The organism is Aeromonas sp. (assembly GCF_050252055.1).
Classification (GTDB): domain Bacteria; phylum Pseudomonadota; class Gammaproteobacteria; order Enterobacterales; family Aeromonadaceae; genus Aeromonas; species Aeromonas caviae.
In genome coordinates, this window is sequence record NZ_JBFWLQ010000011.1 from 33,771 (window position 1) to 49,417 (window position 15,647).

At 61.8% G+C, this 15,647-nt stretch carries 14 protein-coding genes; 6 read left to right on the plus strand and 8 right to left on the minus strand.

What is annotated here, in order from left to right; genetic code table 11:
* Positions 1-281 precede the first annotated feature (281 nt).
* The 4 genes from AB7E19_RS17675 (at position 282) to yidZ (ending at position 5,553) form a co-directional block, all read left to right on the plus strand.
* On the plus strand, positions 282-1,712 hold the full coding sequence (locus tag AB7E19_RS17675) for an alanine/glycine:cation symporter family protein (protein WP_042880806.1): 1,431 nt from the start codon (positions 282-284) through the stop codon (positions 1,710-1,712).
* Between the two features lie 179 nt (positions 1,713-1,891).
* A complete protein-coding gene (gene blaMOX / locus AB7E19_RS17680; RefSeq protein ID WP_124244345.1) occupies positions 1,892-3,043 on the plus strand; it encodes a CMY-1/MOX family class C beta-lactamase in 1,152 nt (383 codons plus the stop codon).
* Between the two features lie 292 nt (positions 3,044-3,335).
* Positions 3,336-4,502, plus strand: coding sequence for an MdtL family multidrug efflux MFS transporter (locus tag AB7E19_RS17685; protein WP_322131976.1), 1,167 nt, complete (start codon positions 3,336-3,338; stop codon positions 4,500-4,502).
* Positions 4,503-4,512: 10 nt separating this feature from the next.
* The gene (gene yidZ, locus AB7E19_RS17690; protein ID WP_322131975.1) at positions 4,513-5,553 is read left to right on the plus strand and encodes an HTH-type transcriptional regulator YidZ; all 1,041 of its coding nucleotides are present in this window, start codon (positions 4,513-4,515) and stop codon (positions 5,551-5,553) included.
* Here the strand turns inward: yidZ and ruvX are convergent.
* From ruvX to metK, 7 genes are all read right to left on the minus strand, one after another.
* Complete coding sequence (gene ruvX / locus AB7E19_RS17695; RefSeq protein ID WP_010673863.1) at positions 5,550-5,972, minus strand: Holliday junction resolvase RuvX; 423 nt, start codon at positions 5,970-5,972, stop codon at positions 5,550-5,552. The genes yidZ and ruvX overlap by 4 nt on opposite strands.
* 109 nt (positions 5,973-6,081) lie before the next feature.
* Positions 6,082-6,636 (minus strand): YqgE/AlgH family protein, encoded by a 555-nt coding sequence (locus AB7E19_RS17700; protein ID WP_010673864.1) that lies wholly within the window; start codon positions 6,634-6,636, stop codon positions 6,082-6,084.
* Between the two features lie 165 nt (positions 6,637-6,801).
* On the minus strand, positions 6,802-7,752 hold the full coding sequence (gshB, locus tag AB7E19_RS17705; protein ID WP_069651516.1) for a glutathione synthase: 951 nt from the start codon (positions 7,750-7,752) through the stop codon (positions 6,802-6,804).
* A 122-nt stretch (positions 7,753-7,874) separates the two neighbouring features.
* Entirely contained in the window at positions 7,875-8,606 is a 732-nt protein-coding gene (gene rsmE / locus AB7E19_RS17710) for a 16S rRNA (uracil(1498)-N(3))-methyltransferase (RefSeq protein WP_322131763.1), read from the minus strand.
* A gap of 129 nt (positions 8,607-8,735) precedes the next feature.
* Entirely contained in the window at positions 8,736-9,428 is a 693-nt protein-coding gene (locus AB7E19_RS17715; RefSeq protein WP_039040144.1) for an endonuclease, read from the minus strand.
* 73 nt (positions 9,429-9,501) lie between these two features.
* On the minus strand, positions 9,502-10,041 hold the full coding sequence (locus tag AB7E19_RS17720; protein WP_041212594.1) for a SprT family zinc-dependent metalloprotease: 540 nt from the start codon (positions 10,039-10,041) through the stop codon (positions 9,502-9,504).
* A gap of 68 nt (positions 10,042-10,109) precedes the next feature.
* A complete protein-coding gene (metK, locus tag AB7E19_RS17725) occupies positions 10,110-11,261 on the minus strand; it encodes a methionine adenosyltransferase (protein WP_010673869.1) in 1,152 nt (383 codons plus the stop codon).
* 340 nt (positions 11,262-11,601) lie between these two features.
* Here metK and tkt point away from each other — a divergent pair, with 340 nt between their 5' ends.
* Positions 11,602-13,593: a transketolase gene (gene tkt, locus AB7E19_RS17730; RefSeq protein WP_182976411.1), complete on the plus strand. Its 1,992-nt coding sequence runs from the start codon at positions 11,602-11,604 to the stop codon at positions 13,591-13,593.
* A 147-nt stretch (positions 13,594-13,740) separates the two neighbouring features.
* Positions 13,741-14,262, plus strand: coding sequence for a hypothetical protein (locus AB7E19_RS17735; protein WP_319896877.1), 522 nt, complete (start codon positions 13,741-13,743; stop codon positions 14,260-14,262).
* A 78-nt stretch (positions 14,263-14,340) separates the two neighbouring features.
* Here AB7E19_RS17735 and AB7E19_RS17740 read toward each other — a convergent pair whose 3' ends face one another.
* Positions 14,341-15,606 carry a RidA family protein gene (locus tag AB7E19_RS17740; protein WP_279982938.1) on the minus strand — a complete coding sequence of 422 codons (1,266 nt, stop codon included), beginning with the start codon at positions 15,604-15,606 and terminating at the stop codon, positions 14,341-14,343.
* Between the last annotated feature and the right edge of the window lie 41 nt (positions 15,607-15,647).

Sequence of the window (15,647 nt, forward strand, 5' to 3'; positions counted from 1 at the left end):
TCAGCGGTTTTTACCCCCATGGGATGAGTTGTAAAATGGTTCTCTATTGGCTCTAATTTGTGAGGGGCTGGGTTGCACATCAATTTTTGTTGATTTATTGCGTGCTAAATGAAGCTTTTTTGCATCAAATTGCTCGTTTTTTGTCTCCCCAGTGAGCCCTGTCACTATTCTGAATTCCCTCGCTATGCTAGATTCCGCCCCTTCGGCGCAATGCTGGTTCGGAAATTGACAGAGAGCGGTCAGCGCAGACTGGCCATGGATGTGATAACAACGAGAGAATTATGGACACCTTGATTGCAATGATTAACGACCTGATGTGGGGAGCCGTGCTCATTTACCTGCTGATCGGGGTCGGTATCTTCTTTACCTTCCGCCTGGGCTTTATCCAGATCCGCCACTTCGGCCACATGTTCTCGGTCCTGCGCAACAGTCGCAAATCCGACAGCGCCGGCATCTCCTCCTTCCAGGCTCTGTGTACCAGCCTGGCGGCCCGTGTCGGGACGGGCAATCTGGCCGGTGTGGCCGTCGCCATCTATCTGGGTGGCCCTGGCGCCGTCTTCTGGATGTGGCTGATCGCCTTCATCGGCATGGCCACCGCCTTCGTGGAGAGCACCCTGGCCCAGCTCTACAAGGTCAAGGATGAGGATGGCAACTACCGCGGCGGCCCCGCCTACTACATGGAGCGCGGCCTCGGCATGCGCTGGATGGGGGTGGTCTTCTCCCTCTGCCTGCTGCTGGCCTTCGGTCTGGTGTTCAACGCGGTGCAGGCCAACTCCATCAGCCTGGCCATGAACGTCGCCTTCGGCATCCCTGACTGGGTGAGCGGTCTGGCCCTGGTGGTGCTCTCCGGTCTCATCATCTTCGGCGGCATTCGTGGCATCGCCCGCTTTGCCGAGCTGGTGGTGCCCTTCATGGCACTGGCCTACATCCTGATGGCGCTGTTCGTGGTGTTCATGAACATCAGCGAGCTGCCGAGTATCTTCGCCCTCATCATCAAGTCTGCGTTCGGCATCGAGCAGGCAGGTTCCGGCGCCATGGGCTATGCCATCTCCCAGGCGATGATCAACGGCATCAAGCGCGGCCTCTTCTCCAACGAGGCGGGCATGGGCTCTGCCCCCAATGCTGCCGCCACCGCCACCCCCTATCCGCCGCACCCGGCCTCCCAGGGTTATGTGCAGATGCTGGGGGTCTTCCTCGATACCATCGTCATCTGTACCTGTACTGCCGCCATCATCCTGATGTCCGGCCAGTTCGAGCCGGGTTCCGGCGTGACCGGTGTCGAGCTGACCCAGCGCGCGCTCTCTTCCCAGGTGGGCGGCGGTGGCAACATCTTCATCGCAGCAGCCATCTTCTTCTTCGCCTTCACCTCCATCGTGGCGAACTACTCCTATGCGGAGACCAACCTGGTGTTCCTCGAGCACAACCACAAGGGTGGCCTGATGCTGTTCCGGATGTTCGTGCTGGGCATGGTGATGTTCGGATCCGTGGGCGAACTGCCGACCGTGTGGGCTCTGGCGGATGTCTCCATGGGGCTGATGGCCATCGTCAACCTGGTGGCCATCCTGCTGCTCTCCGGCGTCGCCATCAAGCTGGCCAAGGACTACAACGACCAGCTCAAGGTGGGCCGCGTGCCGACCTTCGATGCCAACAAATACCCGGAGCTGCGCAGCCAGCTGGAAGAGGGGATCTGGGACAACCCGGGCAAGAAATAAGCCTGCGTTGCAAGGTGATTGAAGGGGAGCCATGGCTCCCCTTTTTCATGGGTAAAAAGAGGGGGCGGCTTCACACTGACTTCACAGAGCCTCATCGGCAGCACACCTCGCGGGACTATGCTGGGCTCATCACTCGCCGCCATGGCGATACCTTGCTAACGACAGTCAGGAGACATGCAATGCAACAACGACAATCCATCCTGTGGGGCGCTCTGGCCACCCTGATGTGGGCCGGTCTGGCTCATGCCGGTGACAAGGCGGCGACCGATCCCCTGCGCCCCGTGGTGGATGCCAGCATCCGGCCGCTACTCAAGGAGCACAGGATCCCGGGCATGGCGGTGGCCGTGCTCAAGGATGGCAAGGCCCACTATTTCAACTACGGTGTGGCCGATCGGGAGCGCGCGGTCGGTGTCAGCGAGCAGACCCTGTTCGAGATAGGTTCCGTGAGCAAGACCCTGACCGCGACGCTGGGGGCCTACGCCGTGGTGCAGGGGAGCTTCGAGCTCGATGACAAGGCGAGTCTGTTCGCCCCCTGGCTCAAGGGATCCGCCTTTGACAACATCACCATGGGGGAGCTGGCTACCTACAGCGCAGGCGGCTTGCCGCTGCAATTCCCCGAGGAGGTGGATTCGCTCGAGAAGATGCAGGCCTACTACCGCCAGTGGACCCCAGCCTACTCGCCGGGTTCCCATCGCCAGTACGCCAACCCCAGCATCGGGCTCTTTGGCTATCTGGCGGCGAGCAGCATGAAGCAGCCGTTCGATCGCCTGATGGAGCAGACGATCCTGCCGGGGCTTGGCCTGTACCATACCTACCTCAATGTGCCCGAGCAGGCCATGGGGCACTACGCCTACGGCTACTCGAAGGAGGACAAGCCCATCCGCGTCACTCCCGGCATGCTGGCGGACGAGGCCTACGGCATCAAGACCAGCTCGGCGGATCTGCTGCGCTTTGTGAAGGCCAACATCAGCGGGGTGGATAATGCGGCCATGCAGCAGGCCATCGATCTGACTCACCAGGGCCAGTATGCGGTGGGGGAGATGACCCAGGGACTGGGCTGGGAGCGTTACCCCTATCCCGTCAGCGAGCAGACGCTGCTGGCGGGCAACTCCCCGGCGATGATTTACAATGCCAACCCGGCGGCGCCCGCGCCCGCTGCAACAGGGCACCCTGTGCTCTTCAACAAGACCGGCTCGACCAACGGCTTCGGGGCCTATGTGGCCTTCGTGCCGGCCAAAGGGATCGGCGTCGTCATGCTGGCCAATCGCAACTACCCCAACGAGGCGCGCATCAAGGCGGCCCACGCCATCCTGACGCAACTGGCCAGGTAATGGAGCGCCGTCGCTGAGCCTTGAGGGCACGCCGCATCGCGGCGTGCCCGTTACCTCGGACCCGACCCCTCAAGGGCGACCTGGCAGGGGGCGGGTCGATGAGCATGCCAATCCGGACCTCTCCTGCGGGAGATGTCCGGATTGGCATCCACCGAGTGCCATCTCGTCACTAGGCCCCGGCAGGCCGCCCGCTCTATAGTGCCCGGCATCTTCCTCTGCTTTTGCAGGATTGAGTTGTCAATCTCGCTGACAGCGCACCTGTGATGGTGAAACCTGCTGCTATGGAGCCTTCATGGGTATGTTTCTGCTGTGTACTTTTCTGATGATCATCCTCTATCCCCTCGGGATCGATCTCTATCTGGTGGCCGTCCCCCGCATTGCGCAAACCCTGCAGGGGAGCGAGGCGCAGATCCACACCGCTTTTTCCATCTATCTGCTGGGCATGGCGGCTACCGTGCTGCCGGGGGGCATGCTGGCGGATCGCCATGGCAGGCGCCCCGTGGTACTGGGGGGCGCTCTCATCTTCGTGGTCGCTTCCCTGGTGGCGGCGGAGGCGACCGGCATCGCCCAGTTTTATCTGGGGCGTTTCTGGCAAGGGGTGGGCGCTGGAGCGCTCTACATCATGACCTTCACCGTGCTGCGGGATGTGCTGAGCCAGGCGCGCCTCGCGATGGCTCTCTCCCTCATCAACGGCGTGATCTGCGTCATTCCGGTGCTGGCTCCCGTACTCGGTTATCTCATCCTGTCGCACTTCGAGTGGCGCGGCATCTTCGTGGGCATGGCGCTGGTGGCCGCCATCAGTGCCCTGGTCAACCTGCGACTGCTCAAGGAGACCCGCCCCGCCCGCCAGCCTGCGGGGGCATCGCCGCTGGCCCTGCTGGGCACGGCCCCCTTCATGCAGCGCGCCTTGCTGACCAGCGCCAGCGTGACCGCCATCCTGGTCTATGTGAGCGTCTCGCCCCTCGTCCTGATGACCACGTTCGGCCTGCCTCCCGAGCAGTACACCCGGCTGATGATGGCGATGGCCGGGGTGAGCATGTCCGCTTCCTTCCTGACCCCCTTGCTGCTGCGCTGGCTCGGCAAGGCAAAGGTGCTGGCGCTCTCCCATCTCGCCTACCTGCTGGCTTTGTTCGCCCTGCTGTGCAGCAGCGGGCCCGAAGGCGGCCTGTCCTGGCTGCTGGCGGGGTGTGCCCTGGTCTGCATCGGTTTTTCCTGCGGGTTCGGGGTGGCGATGGGGGAGGCGCTGGATGTGTGCGGGGATCAGGTGGCATCGGCCAGTGCCCTGCTCTGCATCATGCAGATAGGGTTGTCCGGGCTCTTCATCTGGGGGATGGGCCATCTGGGGATGCCTGCGCTCTGGATGCTGATCCTGGCACTCCTGCTGGCGCTGCTCGGTTACCTGGTGGTCAAGGTGCTGCTACCATGGCGTGCGGTACGGCGAGTACGGGCTCGGGGATAGGAGAGACGCGATGCGCAATCTGGGTGAACTCGATTTGAACCTGCTGGTGGTCTTCAGGCACCTGATGCAGGAGCGCAGCGTGGCGGGGGCGGCCAAGAAGCTGTGTGTCACCCCGTCGGCGGTGAGCAAGGCGCTCGGCAAGCTGCGGGACTGGTTCGGGGACCCCCTCTTCGTGCGCGTGCGCCAGGGCTTGCAGCCGACCAACCTCTCCCTGACCCTGGCAGAGGAGCTCAAGACCTGGTTCCAGCTCACCGAGAGCATCAGCACCCTCAACCGCGAGGCGATCCCCGAGGGGGCCCGCTTCAGTCTGGTGATGGAGTCCCCCTTCGGCATCAGCTTCCTGAGCGAGCTGCCCACGACCATCTACCAGAAGTACCCCCACTCCGTGGTCAGGATGCTGGGCTGGGATCACCACTCTCTCAACGACATCGTCAACGGGGAGGCGGATCTCGGCTTCTGTGCCCGGGAGACCCACGGCCGCTCCCATGCCAGGGTCAACCGGCTGCCCTATTACATCGATCACGAGGTGCTGTTCTGCGATCGTCCCGTGGTGTTCCTGCGCAAGGATCACCCCTTGCTCGGGCAGACGTGGTCGCTGACCCGCTTTCTGGCCTGCCCCCAGGTGAGCGTGGTGTGGGAGGCCAGCGACAGCTGGGCACTGGATGATCTGCTGGAGGACGAAGGCCACAGGCGGCAGGTGCCCATCATGGTGGCGAGCTTCGAGCAGGCGCTGCACATCGCCGCCCAAAAGAGCCACGAGCTGATCGCCGTGGTGCCTTCATATTGCGCGGACTATGCCGCCAGACATCACCCCGACCTCATCCCCATGCCGTTGCCGCTGGAAGAGTCTCTCTATGCCCAGCTGGAGATCGCCTTCATCCTGCTGTGGCACAAGCGCCACAATCAGGATGCCAAGGTGATGTGGTTGCGGGGGGAGATCCGGCGGCTCTATGGCCTGGCCGCGGCGGGGATGACGCGTTTTGCCTGGGGCGGGCCCATGGAGAGCGGGGAGGCGAAAGAGAAGCAAGGTGGAGGAGGCACCCCGGTTTAGTCGTACTGCTCTTCCATCCAGGCTTCGACGATGAGCTGGGCGGAGACGCCGTCCACGCTCCCCTTGTCCAGCGCCTTGTAGCCGCCACGTTCAAACAGGCGGGCGCGGGCATCCGTGGTGGTGAGCCGCTCGTCCTTGAACTCCACCGGCTTGCCGAAGCGACCGTGCAGGCGATTGCCGAACTTGCGGGCCCGCACCGTGATCTCCTGGTCCGTGCCATCCATGTTGAGCGGCAGACCGACGATCAGCAGATCCGGTTGCCACTCCTTGATCAGCTTCTCTATCTCGTCCCAGTTGGGGATGCCGTCGTTGGCCTTGAGGGAGCGAAGGGGGCGGGCGCTGCCCGTGAGCTCCTGGCCGATGGCGACACCGATGCTCTTGGTGCCGTAGTCAAAGCCCATGATGCTGCGTGATGACATGGGGTCTCCTCGAAATGGATGGATAAATGAAGGGGGAAGCCCCCTCCCTGTCTCCCCCTGCTCGTGAGGGGGGAGCGTGCCGCCTCCCCCGGAGGGGAGGGCCGGGGTGTCAGCTATGCCCCACCTGGCTGGAGAGGTGCAGGGGGTTGACCCCAATGCTCGCGGCGGCTTGCTGCCAGCGCAGGTGGATGGGGGTATCGAAGACCAGCTTGGGATTGGGGGGGATCACCAGCCAGGCGCCATCCACCAGCTCCTGCTCGAGCTGGCCTGCACTCCAGCCGGCGTAACCGAGCGCCACCAGCCAGTGGTCCGGCGCCTCGTCGGTGCCCAGGGTCTCCAGGATGTCCTTGGAGGTGGTGACCATCATCTCGTCGCTCACCTGCAGGGTGGAGTTGAACCCCGGGCGGAAGCTGTGCAGCACGAAGCCGCGATCCCCGTGCACCGGGCCCCCCTGCAACACCGGCTGTTTCATCTCGGCGGTGGCGGGGGGATTGAGGTTGAGCTTGGTCAGCATGGCGTCCAGGGACATGTCGACCGGAATGTTGACCACCAGTCCCATGGCGCCTTCGCTGCTGTGTTCGCACAGATAGACCAGGGAGCGCTGGAAATAAGCGTCTGTGAGGCTCGGCATGGCGAGCAGAAAGTGATTTTGCAGTGTTTGCATGGAGCGTATGTATCTCTAAGCGTGCAAAGGTATTTGGGGTGATTATGGCAGTTGATGGCGGCGGGCAAAACCGCTTTTTGCCGGCAGGAGGGCGGCAGTCAAAGGGGCCTTCACGGCCCCTTGTGTGTGTTTCCTCGCCGCGGCAACGGGTCGCTGGGCAAGGGGTCAGCGGCCCAGTCGGCGCTCGATGGCGTCCATCAGCATGCCGGTGATGGAGACGTCGAAGGCCGCCTCAATCTCGCGGATGCAGGTCGGGCTGGTGACGTTAATCTCGGTCAGGCGATCGCCGATGATGTCGAGGCCGACGAAGATGAGCCCCTTCTCTTTCAGCGTCGGGCCCACCGCGCGGGCGATGGCCCAGTCCGCGTCACTCAAGGGGCGGGCCTCACCACGGCCACCGGCCGCCAGGTTGCCACGGGTCTCACCTTGGGCCGGAATGCGGGCCAGGCAGTAAGGTACCGGTTCGCCGTCCACCACCAGCACCCGCTTGTCGCCATCCTTGATGGCGGGCAGATAGGTCTGCGCCATGCAGTACTGGCTGCCGTGAGAGGTTAGGGTTTCGATGATGACGCCGACGTTGGCGTCATCCTCCTTCATGCGGAAGATGGAGGCGCCGCCCATGCCGTCCAGCGGTTTGAGGATGACGTCCTTGTGCTTAGCGTGGAAGGCCCGCAGCTTGTCTGCTCTGCGAGTGACGAGCGTGGTCGGGGTGTGCTCGGCAAACCAGGCGGTGTAGAGCTTCTCGTTGGCGTCGCGCAGGCTCTGGGGCTTGTTGACGATGAGGCAACCCTCATCCTCGGCCCGCTCCAGCATGTAGGTGGCGTAGATGAACTCGGTGTCGAAGGGGGGATCCTTGCGCATCAGGATCACATCCAGGCTGGAGAGCGGCTGATCCACCACCTCGCCCAGCGTGTACCAGTCGGCATAGTCATATTTGACGGTGAGCGGGCGCATGGTACCGAAGGCGCGACCGGCCTCCATGTAGAGATCCTTCATCTCCAGATAGAACAGCTCGTAGCCGCGCTTTTGCGCCTCTTCGAGCATGGCGAAGCTGGAGTCCTTCTTGATGTTGATGGCCGAGATGGGGTCCATCACGATGCCGAGTTTGATGGTCATCCGAATATCCTTCTTGTGGCTCGATTGGATGTGATGACCCCCTCCCTGCCTCCCCCTTCACAAGGGGGAGGGGCCTGTTGCTCCCTCCCCTTCGAAGGGGAGGGCCGGGGTGGGGTCGGCTGTCAGGCCAGATCGCCAAAGCGGCATTGCAGCGCAGTAATCGCCGTCAGGGCGGCGGTTTCGGTGCGCAGCACCCGCGGCCCCAGCAGCATCTCCTTGAAATCTTCCTGCACGGTACGGGCGATCTCGTCGCTGGACAAGCCCCCTTCCGGGCCGATCAGCAGGCGCACGCCGTGCTCGGGGATGGGCAGGGTGTTGATGCTGTAAGGGGCGCGTGGGTGCAGGTTGAGCTTGAGTTCGTTGGTCTCTTCCGCCAGCCAGGCGTCCAGCTCCATCGGCATGCGCACCTCGGGCACGGTATTGCGGCCGCACTGCTCGCAGGCGCTGATCACCACTTTTTGCCACTGCTCGCGTTTTTTCTCCAGCCGATCGGCGGGCAGCTTGACGCCGCAGCGCTCGGAGAAGAGGGGCGTGATGCAGGTGACGCCGAGCTCCACGGATTTCTGGATGGTGAAGTCCATCTTGTCGCCGCGGCTGATCACCTGACCCAGGTGGATGGCGAGCGGGGACTCCACCGAGCGGGTCTCGCAACTGTCGATGGTCACCTCAACGGACTTCTTGCCCACACTGGTGATGGTGGCGGGGTACTGGTGGCCGTCGCCGTTGAACAGCTCGAGCTGCTGGCCCGGCTGCATGCGCAGCACGCGGCCGATGTGATTGGCACCGTCTTCCGACAGGGCGAGGGTCTGGCCAACCTGCAGGCTGGCCGGTTCATAGATACGTGGAATGCGCATGGCTGATAGTCAGTCTCTTGCTTGTAAACCCTTCAATACCCTACTGCACGGCGGCGAGCAAGGCTCGCGAGACAGAGAGTGAAGGGATTCAGGAGGAGGGGGACGCTCCCCCTCCCTGGTCAAATGGGGTTATTGGCACTGCTTTTCAATGAAGGGATTGGTATTGCCCTGCAGCTTGCCGATACGGCGGTTGCGCTCGCACTCCCAGCGATCAGCCGGATACTGCCTGTCCCAGGCTTCGTAAAGCTTGCGCTGCTGGGCTGCCAGACGCAGTCCGTACTGCTGGCTCATGTAGAGGTAGGCGCGGGCGATCTGGCCACGCACCGGCCCCTTGGGCGGCTGCACCTGGCGCTCCTTGAAATCCACCAGCATCTGGCACTTGCCGTACTGGTTCGGTTTGCCGTTCCAGTCGCTGAAGCGGAAGTTCGCCCGATCGCCGTTCACCTCGCCGATGGCAGGGAAGAGGTTGTGCATGTCTCCCTCCATCCTGTTGAACTCGTCGCTCTTGCCGCAATTCTTGCGACCCCCGTCCTGCCAGCACTGGAGCTGGTGGCCGAACTCCCAGGCGGGCACCACGTGCTCCCATTCGATGCGGGAGGCCCGCTCGGCCTGTTTGCGCGGCAGGTAGCCGCAGCTCTCCCAGTCGGGGGCCATCTTCTTGCCGCTGAACTTGATGTTGCAGCCGCAGTAGAAGGTGACGGGGTGGCTCTGGTAGAGCTTGTTCAGATCCTGCTTGGCGGCGCGAAAGGTCTGGATGTTGTCGGCATGGGCCGGGGCGCTGACCAGCAGGGCCAGGCAGAGGGAGAGCAGAGGGCGAAACATGAATATCCTTGGCAATGAGACAGTTGAATGAAGTAAGCGCGCACCCTATCACAGGAGCGCGACACGGGGTGACTCAATCCGCCGTCGTGTCGCGCTGCCACACCAGGGGCTGGCGACAGCGGCGGCAGTGATAGCGGGCCTCGCCGCGCATCACCTTGTTGTGGCGGCGCACGGAGAGGGGATGCTGCTGGCAGGCGCAGGCATACACGAAGGTGCGCTGGGCCAGCACCCCCAGATCAAAGCTGTGGGTGGTGCTGGGTTCGAGACCGAACAGCTCCCGCATCACCGATTGCCACTGGCGACCGTGGGGCAGTACCCGGCTCTTGCCGCGCCCCTCTCCCCAGAGCGCATAGACCAGCAGGTGCGCCACCTCGTGGGGCACCACTTCCCTGAGAAACGCCTGCTGATTGGCCTGATAGAGCGCCGGATTGAAACGCAGCTCCCAGGTTTGCAGCCGCGCCGACCCTGCGGCCCGGCCCCGCATGTTGCAATGGACTTGCGGGCGGGGGAAGGTGCGGCCAAGGCGCGTTTCGGCCTGCACAAAGCAGGCCTCGACACGCGCGAGCAGCGTCTCGATGAGGGCGGGGTCAAGCCGGGTGGCAGTGGCAGGCATGGGATCCTCGGGACAGGACACAAAAGCAAAAGGGGAGCCAGGCTCCCCTTTTATCACAACCTCGAGCCTTACAGGCCAGCGGCAGCGCGCAGCAGCTCGGCCTTGTCGGTCTTCTCCCAGGGGAACTCGTCGCGGCCGAAGTGGCCGTAAGCGGCGGTTGCCTGGTAGATCGGGCGCTTCAGATCCAGCATCTCGATGAGACCATAGGGGCGCAGCTCGAAGAACTCGCGCACCAGCTTGACCAGCAGGGCTTCGGCCACCTTGCCGGTGCCGAAGGTTTCGACGCTGATGGAGGTGGGCTCGGCCACGCCGATGGCGTAGGAGACCTGCACTTCACAGCGATCCGCGAGACCTGCGGCCACGATGTTCTTGGCCACGTAGCGGGCGGCGTAGGCGGCAGAGCGGTCCACCTTGGACGGATCCTTGCCGGAGAAGGCGCCACCACCGTGACGGGCCATGCCGCCGTAGGTGTCAACGATGATCTTGCGACCGGTCAGACCGCAGTCACCCATGGGGCCGCCGATGACGAAACGACCGGTCGGGTTGATGAAGTACTTGGTGTCCTTGTTGATCCACTCGGCGGGCAGCACCGGCTTGATGATCTCTTCGCGCACCGCTTCCACCAGATCGCTGTGGCTGATGGAGTCGCAATGCTGGGTGGAGAGCACCACGGCATCGACACCCAGGATCTTGCCTGCGTCGTCGTAGGCGAAGGTCAGCTGGCTCTTGGCGTCCGGACGCAGCCACGGCAGGGTGCCGTTCTTGCGCACTTCTGCCTGACGCTTCACCAGCAGGTGGGAGTAGGTGATGGGCGCGGGCATCAGCACGTCGGTTTCGTTGGTGGCGTAGCCGAACATCAGGCCCTGGTCACCGGCACCTTGCTCCAGCGGGTCGGTACGGTCGACGCCCTGGTTGATGTCCGGAGACTGTTTGCCGATGGCGTTCAGCACGGCGCAGGAGTCGGCGTCGAAGCCCATGTCGGAGTGGGTGTAACCAATCTCGCGCACGGTGTCGCGCACGATCTGTTCGATGTCGACCCAGGCAGAGGTGGTCACTTCGCCGGCTACCATCACCATGCCGGTCTTGACCAGGGTTTCGCAGGCGACGCGCGCCTTGGTGTCCTGCTGCAGGATGGCGTCCAGCACCGCATCGGAGATCTGGTCGGCGATTTTATCGGGATGGCCTTCGGAGACCGACTCGGAAGTAAACAGCTTTGCCATGTTTGGTTCTCGATTCGTAAGGGTTATCGCCTTGGCCATAACCGGATAATGACAGGATGACTGTAGAGGTATCTACATCTGGACGTCTATTTTAAATAGGTCATCCGGTGATTGCCAGCACTATTTGGGGGTGGAGCCGCCCGGGGCGGGATGGGGAAGGGATCCACCTCCATGGAGGTAAGGCAGGGGGCGGATTGAATCGTTTTCCCCGCCCAGAAAAGCGATTGTGCTCCCAAAGCCACTTTATTCGCCCAGATAATATTTGCACGCCGCGCCCCCTGCTGGGACAATAACGCGCCTTAATCTTGGCCATCAAATGAAGCAATCGCAGGAGATACAGATGCCTTCTCGTAAAGAGCTTGCCAATGCCATTCGTGCATTGAGTATGGATGCCGTTCAAAAAGCCAACTCCGGTCACCCGGGCGCCCCCATGGGAATGGCGGATATTGCTGAAGTGCTGTGGCGCAGCCACCTCAAACACAACCCGAACAACCCCAAGTGGGCCGACCGCGACCGTTTCATTCTCTCCAACGGCCACGGCTCCATGCTGCTGTACTCCCTGCTGCACCTCTCCGGTTATGACCTCTCCATCGACGATCTGAAAAACTTCCGCCAACTGCACTCTCGCACCCCGGGTCACCCGGAGTACGGTTATGCGCCGGGCGTTGAAACCACCACCGGTCCGCTGGGTCAGGGCATCACCAACGCCGTGGGCATGGCGATCGCCGAGAAGGCCATGGCCGAGCAGTTCAACCAGCCGGGTCACGACATCGTCGACCACTACACCTACGCCTTCATGGGCGACGGCTGCTTGATGGAAGGTATCTCCCACGAAGCCTGCTCCCTGGCCGGCACCCTGGGCCTGGGCAAGCTGATCGCGTTCTGGGATGACAACGGCATCTCCATCGACGGTCACGTAGAAGGCTGGTTCACCGACGACACTCCCAAGCGCTTCGAAGCCTACGGCTGGCACGTCATCCCGGCCGTTGACGGTCACAACCCGGAAGCCATCAACGCCGCCATCGAAGCCGCCAAGGCCGAGACCGGCAAGCCGACCCTGATCTGCTGCCGCACCATCATCGGCTACGGTTCCCCGAACAAGTCCGGCTCCCACGACTGCCACGGCGCACCGCTGGGCAACGACGAGATCGCCGCCGCCCGTGCCTTCCTGAAGTGGGACCACGCGCCGTTTGTCATCCCGTCCGACATCGCCGCCGAGTGGAACGGTCAGGAGAAGGGCGCCAAGCTCGAATCCGACTGGGCTGCCAAGTTCGCCGCCTATGAAGCCGCTCACCCGGCCCTGGCTGCCGAATTCAAGCGCCGCACCGCTGGCGAGCTGCCGGCCAACTGGGCTGCTGAATCCGCCAAGATCATCGAAACCCTGCAGGCCAACCCGGCCAAGATCGCGACCCGTAAAGCGTCCCAGAACTCCCTGGAAGCCTTCGGCAAGCTGCTGCCGGAATTCATGGGCGGCTCCGCGGATCTCGCGCCGTCCAACCTGACCATGTGGTCCGGCTCCAAGTCCCTGACTCCCGAGAGCGCCGCAGGCAACTACATCCACTACGGCGTGCGCGAGTTCGGCATGTCCGCCATCATGAACGGCATCGCCCTGCACGGTGGTTTCATCCCCTACGGCGCCACCTTCCTGATGTTCATGGAGTACGCCCGCAACGCCCTGCGCATGGCCGCCCTGATGAAGCAGCGCGCTATCTTCGTCTACACCCACGACTCCATCGGCCTGGGTGAAGATGGTCCGACTCACCAGCCGGTGGAGCAGATCGCCTCCCTGCGTCTGACCCCGAACATGAGCACCTGGCGCCCGTGTGACCAGGTAGAGTCCGCCATCGCCTGGAAACACGCCATCGAGCGTACCGACGGCCCGACCTCCCTGATCTTCTCCCGTCAGAACCTGGCCCAGATGGACCGCACCGCCCAGCAACTGGCCGATGCCGCCAAGGGTGGTTACGTGCTGAAGGATTGCGCCGGTACCCCGGAACTGATCCTGATCGCCACCGGTTCCGAAGTGGAACTGGCCGTTGCCGCCTATGAGCAGCTGACTGCCAAGGGCCGTGCCGTGCGCGTGGTCTCCATCCCGTCTACCGACGTGTTCGATGCCCAGTCCGCCGAGTACAAGGAGTCCGTCCTGCCGGCCGCCGTCACCAAGCGTGTGGCCATCGAAGCGGGCATCGCCGACTACTGGTACAAGTACGTCGGTTTCGGCGGCAAGATCATCGGTATGCGCACCTTCGGTGAGTCCGCCCCGGCCGAGCTGCTGTTCAAGGAATTCGGCTTTACCGTGGAAAACGTGGTTGCGACCGCAGAGTCCCTGTAATCGTTGATTGCTTGATTCTGAATTGAAAAGCGCCTCCCTCGGGAGGCGCTTTTTATTTAGTCAGTCTGACTTTTATTATCTGTACATGACAGCTATTAAGTGATTTTATCAATATTATCAATGTAAGGTTGATAACGGTAAAGTATGATGAAAAGATATAAGCGGCTAGAAATACCTAACATCGTGGTTTTGGATGCGGCTGAACAGTTTTATCAGAGCGCTAAAATTCTAAAAGATATGCCACCAGGCTCCGGAGTATTACTGCCAATGCTAACAAATGCAGCACTGGCAATGGAGCTATACATAAAGTCACTAAATACACTTTCAGTTATTGAAAACTATGAAACATATTCAGATGGTAGTAGAGGTGGCGAGGTTACGGAAAAGGCTAAGACATGCGAGCACGACTTAAGTATTATTTTAGCTAATGTTGATGATGCTGTTAAAATTAATATTGGTAATTTGTTTGATAATGGGTCAATTAATCACTCCTTCGGTGAATTAATCGAGCTAGTTAGGCCTTACGATAAGCTTTTCGTCAGAAGCAGATATTCATATGAGAAACTAGGGTTGCCGGCCGTAAGTATTTCTGATTTATTCTATTGTATTGAGTTCATCCGTGATTTGGTTGATAAAGTAAGTCCAAGTACTGGCGAAGGTAAACAGTGATATTCTCAGTTGCTATTATATTTTTAAATAAAAAGACACCGGCCTAAGCCGGTGTCTTTTTATCGTAAAAGCAACGTGTTACGCCTGCGGCGGGGTGCTTTCGGCGTTGGACATCACCGCATCCATCTGCACCAGGGCGCCGGCGGGCAGCTCGCTCACGCCAATCACGGTGCGGGCAGGCAGATAGCTCGGGAAGTATTGGGTGTAGATGGCATCCACGTCCGCCAGATCCGCAATGTTGGCAAGCTGGATATTGACCTTGACGATATCGTCCATCACGTGGCCGATGCTCTCCACAATGGTCTTGATATGGCCGAGGCACTGGGCGGTCTGCTCACGGACGCAACCGGTCAGCACCTTGCCGGTGGCCATGTCGAGCGGTAACTGGCCGGCGATATGGTTGTAGTGGGAGAAGGCGACGCTCTGGGTATGCAGCGGGCTGCGTGGCGCTTTGTCGGTATTGCGGGCACGGATCACCAGGTTGTGCCTGTCTTCCACCAGCTGGGGCGGGGTGCCGTCACCGTGGGAGATGACCGCATCCATCTGCACCCGGGCGCCCAGCGGCAGGGCGGCGGCACTGACCACAGAGCGGGCGGGCAGATAGGCGACGGCACGGGCGATGGCGGAGTCCGGGAAGAAGGTGGTGTAGACCTCGTTGACGGCGTCGAGATCCGCCAGATTGGTCAGATAGACGGTCACCTTGACGATATCGTCAAAGGGCACGTCGATGCTCTCCAGCACGGTTTTGATATTGCGCAGGCACTGGGCCGCCTGTTCGCGAATGCCACCGTCAACCAGAGCGCCGGAGGCGGGGTCGAGGGGCAGCTGGGCACCGATATTGTTGTAATGGGAGAAGGCGACGCTCTGGCTGGAGAGCGGATCCTGCGGGCCGTGGTCGCTGTTGCGGGAGATCTTGAGCAGCGGGCAGGGAGCCTGGGGGAAGGTGCCTTCCCCGTTGGAGAGCAGGGCGTCCATCTGCACCCTGGCGCCGAGCGGCAGACTGGCGACGGCGAGCACTGTGCGGGTCGGCAGCGAGTGGGGGAAGAATGCCCGATAGACGGCGTTGACGGCATCGAGGTCGGCGATGTCCGCGAGGAACAGGGTCACCTTCACCATGTCCTCCATGCCGTGGCCAATGCTCTGGACGATGGCCTGGATATTGGTGAGACACTGTCTGGCCTGCGCCTGGATATCCCCTGCGACCAGCGCGCCCGTTTTCGGGTCGACCGGAAGCTGGGCGGCAATATTGTTGTAGTGGGAGAAGGCCACGCTCTGGGTATAGGGCCCCAGATCCTGAGGCGCATTGGGGGTATTTCTGGCGGATTTGATGATGGTACCACTCATGGCGATACTCCTTTTTCGTTTTTGATGTAGGGTCCGGGCCG

What these genes read in the sequence shown, in the direction of transcription:
- AB7E19_RS17675 (WP_042880806.1), top strand. Translation starts at nt 282, where the DNA reads ATGGACACCTTGATTGCAATGATTAACGACCTGATGTGGGGAGCCGTG.
- AB7E19_RS17700 (WP_010673864.1), bottom strand. Translation starts at nt 6,636, where the DNA reads ATGCAAACACTGCAAAATCACTTTCTGCTCGCCATGCCGAGCCTCACA.
- AB7E19_RS17735 (WP_319896877.1), top strand. Translation starts at nt 13,741, where the DNA reads ATGAAAAGATATAAGCGGCTAGAAATACCTAACATCGTGGTTTTGGAT.
- blaMOX (WP_124244345.1), top strand. Translation starts at nt 1,892, where the DNA reads ATGCAACAACGACAATCCATCCTGTGGGGCGCTCTGGCCACCCTGATG.
- rsmE (WP_322131763.1), bottom strand. Translation starts at nt 8,606, where the DNA reads ATGCGCATTCCACGTATCTATGAACCGGCCAGCCTGCAGGTTGGCCAG.
- tkt (WP_182976411.1), top strand. Translation starts at nt 11,602, where the DNA reads ATGCCTTCTCGTAAAGAGCTTGCCAATGCCATTCGTGCATTGAGTATG.
- metK (WP_010673869.1), bottom strand. Translation starts at nt 11,261, where the DNA reads ATGGCAAAGCTGTTTACTTCCGAGTCGGTCTCCGAAGGCCATCCCGAT.
- ruvX (WP_010673863.1), bottom strand. Translation starts at nt 5,972, where the DNA reads ATGTCATCACGCAGCATCATGGGCTTTGACTACGGCACCAAGAGCATC.
- yidZ (WP_322131975.1), top strand. Translation starts at nt 4,513, where the DNA reads ATGCGCAATCTGGGTGAACTCGATTTGAACCTGCTGGTGGTCTTCAGG.
- AB7E19_RS17740 (WP_279982938.1), bottom strand. Translation starts at nt 15,606, where the DNA reads ATGAGTGGTACCATCATCAAATCCGCCAGAAATACCCCCAATGCGCCT.
- gshB (WP_069651516.1), bottom strand. Translation starts at nt 7,752, where the DNA reads ATGACCATCAAACTCGGCATCGTGATGGACCCCATCTCGGCCATCAAC.
- AB7E19_RS17715 (WP_039040144.1), bottom strand. Translation starts at nt 9,428, where the DNA reads ATGTTTCGCCCTCTGCTCTCCCTCTGCCTGGCCCTGCTGGTCAGCGCC.
- AB7E19_RS17720 (WP_041212594.1), bottom strand. Translation starts at nt 10,041, where the DNA reads ATGCCTGCCACTGCCACCCGGCTTGACCCCGCCCTCATCGAGACGCTG.
- AB7E19_RS17685 (WP_322131976.1), top strand. Translation starts at nt 3,336, where the DNA reads ATGGGTATGTTTCTGCTGTGTACTTTTCTGATGATCATCCTCTATCCC.